Below are 12,229 nucleotides of genomic sequence, written 5' to 3' on the forward strand. Positions count from 1 at the left end.
GCCTCGGAGGATGGACCGGCTACGCCTCGGAGCGGCCACCAGGTCCCATCACTATGCGCAGAGGGTGGCACCGCTTCAAGCAAATGTCAGCCGGTTGGAGGCTCCGAGATATGTGCACGCCTTAGCCCTCCAGGGGAGGGTAAGAGAAAAGCGAGCCCATCCGCGATGCCTCCCAACCCTGCAATCAGCTACCGACACGTCACCAAGAGCTTCGGCCCGCCCAAGGCTGTGGACGATGTGTCGCTCGACATCGACGAAGGCGAGTTCCTGGCGATCGTCGGCGAGTCGGGCTCGGGCAAGCCCACGCTGCTGCGGCTTGCCAACCGGCTGATCGAGGTCGATGGCGGCACGATCATGGTCGAGGGCGAGGACGTGCGGAACGCCGATCCGGTCGCGCTGCGGCGCTGCATCGGCTACGTCTTCCAGAGCGGCGGGCTGTTTCCGCATCTGAGCGTCGCCGACAATATCGGAATCACACCGAAACTGCTGGGCGAACCAGCGGCGGCGATCGCAACGCGCGTCGATGAGCTGCTCGAGCTCGTGCAGCTCGACCGCACCGCGCATCGCGATCGGCTTCCGCAGGCGCTCTCCGGCGGTCAGCGTCAGCGCGTCGGCGTGGCGCGGGCGCTCGCGGCAAGGCCTCGCATCGTGCTGATGGACGAGCCGTTCGGCGCGCTCGATCCCCTCACCCGCGATGCGCTGGGTGACGACTATCGCACGCTGCACCGCAAGCTCGGCCTGACCACTGTGATGATTACCCATGACATGACGGAGGCGATTCTGCTCGCCGACCGCATCGCGGTGATGCGCAGCGGGAAGCTGCTGGCGCAGGGGACGCCTGCGGAGCTCTCGAACAGCAGCGACGCCTACGTGCTGGAGCTGCTGCGCACGCCACGCCGCCAGGTCGAGCGATTGAGCACACTGCTGCCAACGAGCGGTGCGGCATGAGCCTCTTCACCGATCCGCGCTGGGGCGAGGCGCTGGCACATCTGCCCGACTATCTCGGCAACCATGTGCGGGTGAGCCTTGCCGCGCTCGCGCTCGGCCTTGCCGTCAGCCTGCCGCTGGCGATCCTGACGCGCAACCGTCCGGCGCAGCGCGGCATCCTGCTCGCGTTCGCCAGCATCGTGCAAACTGTTCCCGGGCTCGCACTGCTCGCACTGTTCTATCCGCTGCTGCTCGCGGCCACCTCGATTACGCTCGCCTGGTTCGGCGTTTCCTTCTCCGCGTTCGGCTTCCTGCCGGCGATGCTGGCGCTGGCGCTCTATTCGATGCTGCCGGTGCTGCGCAACGGCATCACCGGCCTCAACGGCATCGATCCGGCGCTGATCGAAGCCGCCAAAGGCGTCGGCATGACCGCACGGCAATCGCTGCTCATGGTCGAGCTGCCACTGGCACTGCCGGTGATGATGGCGGGGATCCGCACCGCCGCGGTGTGGGTGATCGGCACCGCAACGCTCTCGACGCCGATCGGGCAGACCAGCCTCGGCAATTACATCTTCGCCGGGCTCCAGACCCAGAACTGGGTGTTCGTGCTGTTCGGCTGCCTGGCCTCGGCCCTGCTGGCACTCGCCGTCGACCAGTTGCTCGGTCTGATCGAGGGCGGTCTGCGCCAGCGCAACCGGGCGCGCGCTGGCCTCGGCGCAGTCGGAATAGCGGCGCTGGTCGCCGCAACGCTGGTGCCGACCATGGGACGCTCGTCGTCAGGCTATGTGGTCGGCGCAAAAACCTTCGCCGAGCAATATGTGCTGTCGGCGTTGATGAGGGACCGCCTCGAGGCGGCGGGCCTCTCGGCCACGGCGCGCTCCGGCCTCGGCTCCAGCGTGATCTTCGAGGCGCTGAAGGCGGGCGACATCGATCTCTATGTCGATTATTCCGGGACGCTCTGGGCCAACCAGCTGCATCGCACCGACATCAGGCCGCGCGCCGAGCTGGTCGCCGAGTTGAAGACGGCGCTCGCGAAGGACAACATCACCCTTCTCGGCGAGCTCGGTTTCGAGAACGCCTATGCGCTGGTGATGCCGAGACGGCGCGCCGAGGCGCTCGGCATCCGCACCATCGCCGACCTCAGCGCACATGCCTCGACCTTGTCGATCGCTGGAGACTACGAATTCTTCTCGCGCCCCGAATGGGCGGCGCTGCAAAAGGCCTATGGGCTCCAGTTCCGCACCCAGCGCCAGATGCAGCCGGATTTCATGTATGCGGCCGTCGCCAGCGGCGAGGTCGACGTCATCGCCGGGTACACCAGCGACGGCCTGATCGCCAAATACGACCTCGTCACGCTCGACGATCCCCGACACGCGATCCCGCCCTATGACGCGATCCTGCTGCTGGCGCCGAAGCGCGCCGGGGACGAGCGGCTCAAGACGGCGCTGCAACCGCTGCTCGGCAAGATCGACATCGCCACCATGCGCGAGGCGAACCTGCGCGCCAGCGGCAACGATGCGAACTCCTCGCCGGATGCGGTGGCGAAGTGGCTGTGGGAGAAGATCAAGCAGTAGGTTCGCGGCAAGACCCGTCATTCTGAGAGGGTGACGGTCGAGGAGTTGCATCCGCGATCCAAGCGAAGAAGCTACAATCCCCGGATCATCCCGGCGTCGATCAGCAGCCGGTTCAGCCGCCGCGCCTCGGCGCCGTCCTTGCAGCCGTAGAAGATGCCCTTGCAACGAAGCATGATCGCCTTCTGCTCGGCGAAGGAGGGATCGAGCGGGATGCCGGCAGCTTCCTGGATCACCAGCGGCAGATAGGGGCCGTCGATCGTGTCCATCACGGCTGCGCTTTTGACGGGCTCGAAATTGATGGCGTCGATGGCGTAATAGGTCGCGTAGAGGCGCGGATCATAAGCGTCGAGCTTCTTGCCGATCGCGCCCTCGTCGAGCCCGGGATCGAGGATAGCAGGCGCAAATTCGGGCTGATGATCGCCATAGCGCACGATCAAGAAGGGTTCACCCGGAAAAGTCTTTTTCAGGCCGGCGACGAACGCCTTGTACTGCTCGGCGCTCATAGCCTGCCGGCGCAGATATTCGTCGATGGACGGTACATTGCCCGGCGCGCGCCAGTTCGGCAGCAGGTCGGGACGGAAGCGCGTTTCCCAGGGGAAATGATTGGCGCCGAGATAGATGAAGGTGAACAGCGGCTTGTTCGGCGGCTGCTGCCCCATCAGCTGAAGCGCCTTGTCGTAGAAGAAGCTATCGGGCTCGACATCCTTGGCGCCGAGATCCTTCGAGTCGAGGAAGCGTTCGACGCCGGTCGTCATCTGGAAGCTGCGCGCAGCCATGAAGCCACCATAGGCGGGATAGAGCGACAGCGTATCGTAACCGCAACGGCGCAGCGCCAGCGGCAGGCCGCGCTCGACCCGGTTCGAGGCGATGCGCGTCACGAAATAGGCGAAGCGGCCGAACGAGCGCGAGGAGAGGCCGGCGAGCACGTTGTATTCGGTGAACCAGCTCGGCCCGCCATTGCTCTCGGCGAGGAACGTGCGCTGCTTGCCGTCCCAGGACTTGAAGTGGCTGCCGTAGCCCTGGGGAACCTTGACGCCCTGCGCGGCGCGGATGTCGAAGCTCGACTCATCATGGATCATGATGATGTTCGGCCGGCGGCCGGCAGGATGGCAGGCATCGACCAGTGGTATGTTGAGCCGCTCATTGGTCGAAGCGGCCGATTCCATGAAGCCGGATTGCACGAAGTCGGAGACGGCGGTGACGCCCGAGCGGAAGAACTTCGAGAGATAGCCGTCGTCGTAATAGCCGCGCCAGGCCTCGTCCGGGTGATAGAGCGAATAGCCGACGAGGGCGGCAAGACAGGCGAGCTTGCAGGCGAGTGCCGGCAGGCGGCGGATGCGGAACGGATCGAGCCACCACAGCGCATACATCAGCGACAGCGTGACGAGGCCGGCCAGGATCACCGACCAGCGCAAATTCGGGAAGATCGTGAACAGGAACGCAACGGTGTCACGGTCGATCATCATCAGGTCGATGAAGTTGACCGTCATCTGCACGACGTCGTGCTTGAGACGCGACAGCAGCACCAGCACGACGACCATGGTCAGCGACAGCGCGCCCGACAGCGCCGGCCGCCGCAGCAGCGTGATCCAGAAGAAATTGAGGATGCCCCAGGCGAGGGCGAAGGACAGGCGCGAGCCGAAATCGATCTCGGTCTCGTACATCAGCGCGAGCGCTGCCAGATGCGGCGCCGCAACGGCGAGCAGCCGCCAGATGCCGAGCGCGGCGACGCTCGCCAGCACGGCGGTCGTGGCAGAAGGACCTGGATTGGGCGCGGACGCCATCGACGACAACGCAACTCTGGTCCGGCGCGGTGATGCCAAGCCGTCTGGCCGGCCTGAAGATGGCCAGGGCGTCCGGGCAGCCGGAAACCTGCACCGTGTCACAAAACTGTAACGGAACACTCAAGAACAGGCAACGCGCGGTGCGGTCCGACCTTCGCTTATTGTTAGTGGGCTGCGCCGCACGGCACGGGTCGGAGCCGCTCGCCCGCTAGGGCTTTGCGATCCCCGCGATGAACAGGTCGAGCACCCCTTCCGCCATCCGCTCGATCTCACCCTCCTCGACGCCCCAGCGCGGAAAGTGGCCGTCGAGATTCATCCGGGCAAAACCGTAGACCAGAGCGCGGCCGGCGATCTGGGTGCGCTTGAGGTCGGCCGACCGCAGCAGGCCTTGCTCTGCCGCATCAGCCAGCATCTGCTCCGTCAGCGCGATCAGCTCAGCATTGTCGCGCGTCAGCTCGGGCGAGCTGCCATGGGCGAAATAGCGTCCCGTCGAGATGATCTCGAAATGCGCGGGGTTGCGCAGGGCCCAGCGGAGATAGGCGAGGCCGAAGGCACGAAAGCGGGCTAGCGGGCCAGCAGCCGGAGACTCGCTTAGTGCCGCCTCGATCTCGGCACGAAAACGTCGCTGCGCCTCCTCAGCCACCGCCGCCATCAGGGCATCGCGGGTCGGAAAGTGCCGAAACGGCGCTCCCGGCGACACCGCGGCCCGGCGCGCGGCCTCGCGGACGGAGACCTCGGCGCCTTCGGCCGCCAGTTGCAGTGCAGCATCGATCAGGACGCGGCGAAGGTCGCCGTGGTGATATGGCCGCGCGTGGAGCTGGCGGCGAGGACGTGGCTTCGACGGCTGTCGGGGCATAGCCGCTTCCTAGCATCACCCGAACGTGAATGTAAGCAATGATTACACCGTTGACGGCTGCTCTCCCCCCGAATGTAATCGATGATTACATGAGGAGGAGATTGCCATGCCACATCGTCAAAGCTGGTTCGAAGGCTGGCGGCTGCTCGCCGCCCTCTCGGTGAGCCTGATCGCGCTCAGCCTGTGGATCGCCTCGATGCGGCAGTTCGAGGTCGAGGGCGTCCGCATGGTGATCCGCTTCACCGCGCGAAGCTCGCTCCTGCTGTTCTGCCTGGCCTTCGGCGCCGCGGCGCTGGCGCGGCTCTGGCCCAATGCCTGGACGCGCTGGCAGAAACGCAACCGCCGCTATCTCGGCTTGAGCTTCGCGGTCTCCCACGCCATCCACGCGGTGGCGATCATCACGTTTGCCAGGATGGATCCGGCGGGATTTACCGAGGCCACCTCGGCGGCCTCCTACATCTTCGGCGGCATCGGCTATGGCTTCATCATCGCCATGAGCGCGACGTCGTTCGACCGCGCCGCCGCGCTGATCGGCCCGCGCGCCTGGCGCGCGCTGCACCTTGTGGGCGGCTACTATCTCTGGTTCCAGTTCATGGTGTCGTTCGGCAAACGCGTGCCGGCGATGCCGCTCTATGCCGCCTTCCTCATCCCGCTCCTGATCGTGATGGCGCTGCGCATCATCGCGATGGCCCGCCACCCGCGCGGGCAAACCGTTGCGGCGGGCTGAAGCGTGCGCCCTACTGCGGCAGCAGCCCGAGCCGCTTGGCGATGATGCGGTCGAGCGTCCGTTTCGGCAACATCGCGCCGATCAGGTGGCGCAGCGGGTCCGGCGTGATCTGGTAACGCACCTTGGGCCTTGCCGCCGTCAGCGCCTCGAACACGATTTCGGCGATGCGCTCGGCCGGCAGGCCCTTGGCGCCGAGCTCCATCATGAAGGCCATGACCTTGTTGAGCGCCGGCAGATAGGGCGAGTTCTGGTAGACGGAGAGATCGATCTGTTCGGCCTTGCTCCAGATCGGCGTCTTGACCGCCCCGGGAGCGACGATGATGACGTCGATGCCGAACAGCATCAGCTCGCGGCGCAGGCTTTCCGACAGTCCCTCGATGGCGTGCTTGGAGGTGCAATAGGGCGCCGACAGCGGGTTGCCGTTCTTGCCCGCCACCGAGCTGATCATCACGATCCGCCCCTTCGGCCCCTTCAGCGACGGGTCCGCGCCGAGCAGCGGCCCGAACGCCTGTGTCGCGATGACCGGGCCGATGACGTTGACGTCCATCTGGCGGCGGAAATCATCCGCCGACAATTCGAGCACGGGACCTGCGACCGCGATGCCGGCATTGTTGACGAGGCCGGCCAGCGTCTCCCCGCCCAGCGCCTCGCGGACTGTTCGCGCGGCCGCAAGGACTGCGGCCTCATCGGTGACGTCGAACAAGAGCGGCGTGAAATTGGCACCGAACTCACTCTTGAGCCGGTCGGCATCGGCCTGCTTGCGGACGCTGCCGAAGACGCGGTAGCCGCGCCCGATCAGAACCTTCGCAACGGCCCAGCCGATGCCGGTGGACGCGCCGGTAACGACGACAGAGCGCATGGTCCCCTCCCCTTCGAGTTCCCGCGATCATGCAGGAGGAAGGCGTCGGCGCGCAATGGATCGCGGTGCTCTGGCCGGGCAACGACAGCGATTTTCGCGCGAGCAACGCGCGGCAAGAAAGCCTGCGTAGATGTCGGTTCTTAAGATCGCGCGAAACGTGAGCGGCGGCGCAGGGAGCTGATCGCACGATGAGAGTGCGGATGAAGAGTGGATTTCTAGACTCTGAAGACGCTGATGTTTTGATATTAGGAAGCTGGCGGGAAAGTCCCAGAAACGCCTCAAGATCAAGAATGCGGTTTAAGCATCAGTTCTTCGTGCTCAGGGAGCACTTCAGCTCGCGAAGAATTTGAATGAAGCAGCAATGCTTCGCGCGAGATGACAAGAGCGAGACCGCTGTTTGCGATCTCGCTCGAATCTAGTCGCGAAGGTTTAAGATTTGGTTTGGCGAGCGAAGCTTGTTTTTTCGTGTCCCGGACAAGCACAGCGCAGAGCCGGGACCCCAACAGAAGCCGCAATGGACCCCGGCTCGGCAGCGCACCACTTGCGTGATGCGCTGCGTCCGGGGAACGGTGACTTAGTTCTTGCTCTTGTCGACCAGCGCGCCCTTCTTGATCCAGGGCATCATGTCGCGAAGTTTCGCACCGACTTCCTCGATCGGGTGCGCGGCGAGCTTGGCGCGGGTCGCCTTGAACGAGGTCTGGTTGACCTTGTTCTCGAGCATCCAGTCGCGGGCGAACTTGCCGCCCTGGATGTCGGCCAGAACCTTGCGCATCTCCTTCTTGGTCTCGTCGGTGATGATGCGCGGACCGGTGACGTACTCGCCGTACTCGGCGGTGTTGGAGATCGAGTAGTTCATGTTGGCGATGCCGCCTTCATAGATCAGGTCGACGATCAGCTTCACTTCGTGCAGGCACTCGAAATAGGCCATCTCGGGCGCGTAGCCGGCTTCGACCAGGGTCTCGTAGCCGCCCTTGATCAGCTCGACCAGGCCGCCGCAGAGCACGACCTGCTCGCCGAACAGGTCGGTCTCGCACTCTTCCTTGAAGGTGGTCTCGATGATGCCGGCGCGGCCGCCGCCGATGGCGGAGGCGTAGGACAGGCCGAGGTCATGGGCGTTGCCCGAGACGTCCTTGGCGATCGCGATCAGGCAGGGCACGCCGCCGCCGCGCTGATACTCCGAGCGCACGGTGTGGCCGGGGCCCTTCGGCGCGATCATCAGCACGTCGAGGTCGGCGCGCGGGTCGAGCAGGTTGAAGTGGACGTTGAGGCCGTGCGCGAACACGAGGGCGGCGCCCTTCTTCATGTTGTCGTGCAGGTGCTCGCGGTAGATGTCGCCCTGAAGCTCGTCCGGGGTCAGCATCATGACGAGGTCGGCCCATTTGGCCGCTTCCGCGACTTCCAGCACCTTGAAGCCGGCAGCTTCCGCCTTCTTGGCCGAGGCCGAACCCTTGCGCAGCGCGATGGCCACTTCCTTGACGCCGGAATCCTTCAGGTTGAGCGCATGGGCGTGGCCTTGGCTGCCATAGCCGACGATGGCGACCTTCTTGCCCTTGATCAGGTTCAGGTCGGCGTCGCGATCGTAATAAACACGCATAGGTCGTTTCCTCGTTCAGGGCCGAAATCGGCCAATGGTCAATGTCCGAAGGGTGAAATTTGCGGATTTCGGGGGCTGTCTAGAGCATTTTCAGCCCTGAGGGAAACCCGTTTCTGCATGGAAATCCGCGACATCATGCATCCATGAAAACGGGGTAGAGGGAAGCGAGCAGCAGGATCGCCATCAGGATATTGAAGGCGCGCACCAGGCGCTCGGAGGTCAGCACCGGCCGTAGTGCAGTGCCGAACAGGGCCCAGACCACGGTCGAGACCGTGCCGACGATGAGGCTGATCACGGTCTGGATGGCGATGTTGAGCGGGAATTGGGCGATCGCGGCATAGGCGGTGATGGTACCGATCACGATCACCCAGCCCTTGGCATTGATCCACTGGAACATGGCCGCGCCCCAGAAGGTCATCGGGCCGCGGGCCTTCTCCTCGCCCGGCTTGGCCGGGCCGGACATGGCGATCACGGCGGCCAGGTAAATCAGGTAAGCGGCGCCGGCATATTTCAGAATGGACTGGAGGATCGGATAGGCCAGGAACACGGTGCCGAGCCCGAGGCCGACGGTGGCGACCATGAAGGCAAAGCCGATGACGATGCCGACGATGTGCGGGATGGTGCGGCGGAAGCCATAGGTCAGGCCGGAGGACAGCAGCATGATGTTGTTCGGCCCGGGCGTGAAGTACATCACCACCATGAAGGCCAGGAAGGCATAGAACAGCGAGTAGGCCATGTTCACCTCACGCGGTCTTCGGCAGGACTTGCGGGCGCTTCGCCAGCACCATCACGGCGATACCGCCGATCACGGTCAGCATGCCGGCGAGGCGCAGCGGTCCGAACCGCTCGCCGAACACGATGCTGGAGGCAGCGGAGCCGACGAACGGCACGAGCAACGCGAACGGCACCACTTGCGCAGCGGGATAGTCGCGCAGCAGGCGGCCCCACAGCCAATAGGCGATGCTGGTGGAGATACCGCCGAGCATCAGCATGCAGAGAACCGATGTCAGCGATATGTGCGTCAGCGACGTCCAGGTCGGTGCCGGCCCATTGGCGATCAGCGCCAGCACGAACAGCGGCACCGCCGAGGCGAGGCACAGCCAGGCAAACAGGTCGAACATCGGCACGCCGCGGGCGCCGCGCAGCAGCAGATTGCCGACGGCAAAGCTGACCGGCGAGATCATCAGCACCGCAAAGGCGGCAACGCTGAAATCATAGCCGACGGTGCCACAGATCATCAGCAGGCCCACCGCGGCAATGACGATGCCCAGCGTCTGCACCGCTGTCGGTCGCTCACCGAACGCGAGGGCGGCAAAGCCGATGGTGAACAGCGCCTGGCTTTGCACCACGACTGATGTCAGGCCCACCGGCACGCCATGGGCGATGCCATAGGCCTGGGACAGGAACTGGCCGAGGAACAGCGTGAAGCTGATCGCGATTAGGAGCGACCAGGCAACTTTCGGCTTGCGGATAAACAGGCAGGGGACCGCAGCGATGCCGAAGCGGAGCGCCGTCATCAGCTCGGGCGAAAGCTCGTCGAGCGCAATCCGGCTCGCCACGAAGGCAAGCCCCCAGATGATCGCCACCATGACGGCGATGAGGATGTCGGCCGGCTTCATTGTTGTTTCCGGTTCTGCACTGTCGTGCAGCCCTGTTTACTTTTTCTGTCTAGCCTTGCTCGCCGGCTTTCGGTTTCCGCAGCAGATAAGTGCCGTGCATGGGGGCGTGGTAATCGGCCGAGACCAGCGCGAAGCCGACGTCGGTCAGCATCCGCTCCATTACCCAGCCAAAGGTGGAATATTCGTCTCGCATGTGCGTGACGACGCCATCGCGCGAAAAGTTGTGGTTCTTGATCTGGAAGTCGGCCCATTGTTCGACATCACGCTCGATCGCGTCAGGCATCGCAGAGTAGACGATATCGCGCAGGTAGAAGCTCGCGCCCGGCTTCAGCGCGCGATAGATTCGCGACATCGCCACTGCCTTCCAGAAATCCGGCAGATGGTGCAGCGTGAACTCGCTGACGATGAGATCATAGGATTCCGCCCGGTAGGCGAAGCTGAGCAGGCCGGCGGACTGGGTACGAACCGGCGCCTTGCGGTCGCGCGCGTAAATCTCGGCGAGCGCCAGCATCGCCGGCGAGATGTCGATGGCATCGACGTCGGCGCCCATCAGCGCGGCTTCGGTCGCCAGGACGCCGTTGCCGCAGCCGATATCGGCGATACGCCAGCCGCGCTGCACACCGAGCATCTTCAGCGCGGCGCGCGCCTGCAGATCGGCATCGTCATGGTTGTCGTAGATCGATGCCACGGCGGGCTCGATCCCCATCCGGTTCCGCTCGTTATAGTACCAGTCGCGCGCCAGCATGGTTCACATCCCCTCAGGCCCGCGACCGATCGCGGCAACGCCGGTGCGCGACACTTCGACAAGGCCGAGCGGGCGCATCAAGTCGATAAATTGATTGATCTTGTCCGTATTGCCTGTGATCTCGAACACAAAGCTTTCGGTCGTGGCGTCGATCACCCGGGCGCGGAATGCATCCGCGAGCCTCAGCGCCTCGACGCGGTGCTCGCCCTGGCCGCGCACCTTCACCATCGCCAGCTCGCGCTCGATCGAGCGTTTGGTCAGGGTCATGTCGACGACGCGGTAGACCGGGATCATGCGGTCGAGCTGGTGCTTGATCTGCTCGATCACCATCGGCGTTCCCGTGGTGACGATGGTGATGCGCGACAGATGCTTCTGGGCCTCGGTCTCCGAGACCGTGAGGCTCTCGATGTTGTAACCACGGCCCGAGAACAGGCCGATGACGCGCGCGAGCACGCCCGGCTCGTTCTGCACGAGCACCGCAAGCGTGTGCGTCTCGTTGGGATCGTGACGGTCCTCGATGAAGTAGGCGGATGCGGGCTGGTTCATTGTCGTCCCCTCTTGTCTCTCCGTCACGCCATCGCTGGCGCGTCCGTTCCGACCCAACGGCGGAACAGATCGAAATCGATGTTGCCGCCGGACAGCACGAGACCGACGCGTTTGCCCTTCAGCTTGCTCTTCTCTTGCAGCGCCGCGGCGAGCGCAGCTGCGCCGGCGCCTTCGGCGAGATTGTGGGTATCAGTCCAGTAGGCGCGGATCGCGGCGGCGACCTCGTCGTCAGTGACCTGCACGATACGCGCGGCCCCCTTGCGGATCAGCGCGAACGCATCCTCATCGGGGATGCGCGTCGCCATGCCGTCAGCGCGCGTGTTGCTGGTCTGGGTCGTCACGATCTTGCCGGCCGCGAACGACAGCGCGTAGGACGGCGCTTCCGTCGACTGCACGCCGACGATCTCGGTCTTCAGGCCGAGCAGGTCGCGCGCCAAGATGCAGCCGCAGATGCCGGAGCCCTGCCCGATCGGCACGTAGAGTATGCCGAGATCGGGCGCGGACCTGAACAACTCGAGCGCATAGGTGGCGACGCCGAGCACGAGATCGGGATGGAACGACGGCACCATGTGCAGGCCGGTAAACTGGGCGTGCCGCCGGGCCTCTTCGGCTGCCGCCTGAAAGTCCTCGCCATGCTCGACCAGCTCGGCGCCAAAGGCCTTCATCGCGCGGTTCTTCTCGACCGAATTGCCGCGCGGCACGTAGATCACCGCCGGCACGCCGTGGCGCCCCGCGGCAAAGGCCAGGCTCTGACCGTGATTGCCGCGCGTCGCCGAGATGATGCCGGGCGTATTCGGCTGCTCGCGCTTCAGCCGTTCGAGATAGACGAGGCCGCCGCGCACCTTGAAGGCGCCGATCGGCGTGTGATTCTCGTGCTTGACCACGACCTCGGTGCCGAGCCGATTGGCGAGCAGCGGCCAGGCATGCGCCGGCGTTGCCGGCACCGCCTGCCCCACGATCGCATGCGCGCGCTCGAGCTCCCTCAGGTCGAACATGGC

The 12,229-nt window shown here is 64.8% G+C and carries 12 protein-coding genes; 3 read left to right on the forward strand and 9 right to left on the reverse strand.

Annotated elements, in window-relative coordinates:
* The first annotated feature begins 165 nt into the window (after positions 1-165).
* Positions 166-948, forward strand: coding sequence for an ATP-binding cassette domain-containing protein (locus CVM73_RS26685; RefSeq protein WP_100234791.1), 783 nt, complete (start codon positions 166-168; stop codon positions 946-948).
* Positions 945-2,501, forward strand: a complete 1,557-nt coding sequence (locus CVM73_RS26690) for a glycine betaine ABC transporter substrate-binding protein (RefSeq protein WP_100234792.1) — start codon at positions 945-947, stop codon at positions 2,499-2,501. The genes CVM73_RS26685 and CVM73_RS26690 overlap by 4 nt, the downstream gene beginning before the upstream one ends.
* Positions 2,502-2,572: 71 nt before the next feature.
* Here CVM73_RS26690 and CVM73_RS26695 read toward each other — a convergent pair whose 3' ends face one another.
* Together CVM73_RS26695 and CVM73_RS26700 are read right to left on the reverse strand one after the other, a co-directional pair.
* Entirely contained in the window at positions 2,573-4,285 is a 1,713-nt protein-coding gene (locus CVM73_RS26695) for a sulfatase-like hydrolase/transferase (protein ID WP_100234793.1), read from the reverse strand.
* Positions 4,286-4,493: 208 nt separating this feature from the next.
* Complete coding sequence (locus CVM73_RS26700; RefSeq protein ID WP_167407075.1) at positions 4,494-5,141, reverse strand: TetR/AcrR family transcriptional regulator; 648 nt, start codon at positions 5,139-5,141, stop codon at positions 4,494-4,496.
* A 106-nt stretch (positions 5,142-5,247) separates the two neighbouring features.
* Here CVM73_RS26700 and CVM73_RS26705 point away from each other — a divergent pair, with 106 nt between their 5' ends.
* Positions 5,248-5,868, forward strand: coding sequence for a hypothetical protein (locus tag CVM73_RS26705; RefSeq protein WP_100234794.1), 621 nt, complete (start codon positions 5,248-5,250; stop codon positions 5,866-5,868).
* A gap of 10 nt (positions 5,869-5,878) precedes the next feature.
* Here CVM73_RS26705 and CVM73_RS26710 read toward each other — a convergent pair whose 3' ends face one another.
* The 7 genes from CVM73_RS26710 to CVM73_RS26740 all read right to left on the reverse strand — a co-directional run bounded on the left by CVM73_RS26710 (position 5,879) and on the right by CVM73_RS26740 (position 12,226).
* Positions 5,879-6,727: an SDR family oxidoreductase gene (locus CVM73_RS26710; RefSeq protein ID WP_100234795.1), complete on the reverse strand. Its 849-nt coding sequence runs from the start codon at positions 6,725-6,727 to the stop codon at positions 5,879-5,881.
* 574 nt (positions 6,728-7,301) lie between these two features.
* Positions 7,302-8,321 carry a ketol-acid reductoisomerase gene (gene ilvC / locus CVM73_RS26715; RefSeq protein WP_027577255.1) on the reverse strand — a complete coding sequence of 340 codons (1,020 nt, stop codon included), beginning with the start codon at positions 8,319-8,321 and terminating at the stop codon, positions 7,302-7,304.
* Between the two features lie 133 nt (positions 8,322-8,454).
* On the reverse strand, positions 8,455-9,057 hold the full coding sequence (locus CVM73_RS26720) for a LysE family translocator (RefSeq protein ID WP_167407076.1): 603 nt from the start codon (positions 9,055-9,057) through the stop codon (positions 8,455-8,457).
* A 7-nt stretch (positions 9,058-9,064) separates the two neighbouring features.
* The gene (locus CVM73_RS26725) at positions 9,065-9,940 is read right to left on the reverse strand and encodes an EamA family transporter (protein ID WP_100234797.1); all 876 of its coding nucleotides are present in this window, start codon (positions 9,938-9,940) and stop codon (positions 9,065-9,067) included.
* A 49-nt stretch (positions 9,941-9,989) separates the two neighbouring features.
* Positions 9,990-10,685 (reverse strand): class I SAM-dependent methyltransferase, encoded by a 696-nt coding sequence (locus CVM73_RS26730; RefSeq protein ID WP_100234798.1) that lies wholly within the window; start codon positions 10,683-10,685, stop codon positions 9,990-9,992.
* A 3-nt stretch (positions 10,686-10,688) separates the two neighbouring features.
* Positions 10,689-11,231: an acetolactate synthase small subunit gene (gene ilvN, locus CVM73_RS26735; RefSeq protein ID WP_061879307.1), complete on the reverse strand. Its 543-nt coding sequence runs from the start codon at positions 11,229-11,231 to the stop codon at positions 10,689-10,691.
* 23 nt (positions 11,232-11,254) lie between these two features.
* Positions 11,255-12,226: a threonine dehydratase gene (locus CVM73_RS26740; protein WP_100234799.1), complete on the reverse strand. Its 972-nt coding sequence runs from the start codon at positions 12,224-12,226 to the stop codon at positions 11,255-11,257.
* Positions 12,227-12,229 lie beyond the last annotated feature (3 nt).

Source organism: Bradyrhizobium forestalis (assembly GCF_002795245.1).
GTDB classification, from domain to species: Bacteria; Pseudomonadota; Alphaproteobacteria; order Rhizobiales; family Xanthobacteraceae; genus Bradyrhizobium; species Bradyrhizobium forestalis.

Bases quoted from the DNA above. Each gene is read 5' to 3' on its own strand.
- CVM73_RS26685 (WP_100234791.1), top strand. From the start codon at position 166: ATGCCTCCCAACCCTGCAATCAGCTACCGACACGTCACCAAGAGCTTC.
- CVM73_RS26690 (WP_100234792.1), top strand. From the start codon at position 945: ATGAGCCTCTTCACCGATCCGCGCTGGGGCGAGGCGCTGGCACATCTG.
- CVM73_RS26695 (WP_100234793.1), bottom strand. From the start codon at position 4,285: ATGGCGTCCGCGCCCAATCCAGGTCCTTCTGCCACGACCGCCGTGCTG.
- CVM73_RS26700 (WP_167407075.1), bottom strand. From the start codon at position 5,141: ATGCCCCGACAGCCGTCGAAGCCACGTCCTCGCCGCCAGCTCCACGCG.
- CVM73_RS26705 (WP_100234794.1), top strand. From the start codon at position 5,248: ATGCCACATCGTCAAAGCTGGTTCGAAGGCTGGCGGCTGCTCGCCGCC.
- CVM73_RS26710 (WP_100234795.1), bottom strand. From the start codon at position 6,727: ATGCGCTCTGTCGTCGTTACCGGCGCGTCCACCGGCATCGGCTGGGCC.
- ilvC (WP_027577255.1), bottom strand. From the start codon at position 8,321: ATGCGTGTTTATTACGATCGCGACGCCGACCTGAACCTGATCAAGGGC.
- CVM73_RS26720 (WP_167407076.1), bottom strand. From the start codon at position 9,057: ATGGCCTACTCGCTGTTCTATGCCTTCCTGGCCTTCATGGTGGTGATG.
- CVM73_RS26725 (WP_100234797.1), bottom strand. From the start codon at position 9,940: ATGAAGCCGGCCGACATCCTCATCGCCGTCATGGTGGCGATCATCTGG.
- CVM73_RS26730 (WP_100234798.1), bottom strand. From the start codon at position 10,685: ATGCTGGCGCGCGACTGGTACTATAACGAGCGGAACCGGATGGGGATC.
- ilvN (WP_061879307.1), bottom strand. From the start codon at position 11,231: ATGAACCAGCCCGCATCCGCCTACTTCATCGAGGACCGTCACGATCCC.
- CVM73_RS26740 (WP_100234799.1), bottom strand. From the start codon at position 12,226: ATGTTCGACCTGAGGGAGCTCGAGCGCGCGCATGCGATCGTGGGGCAG.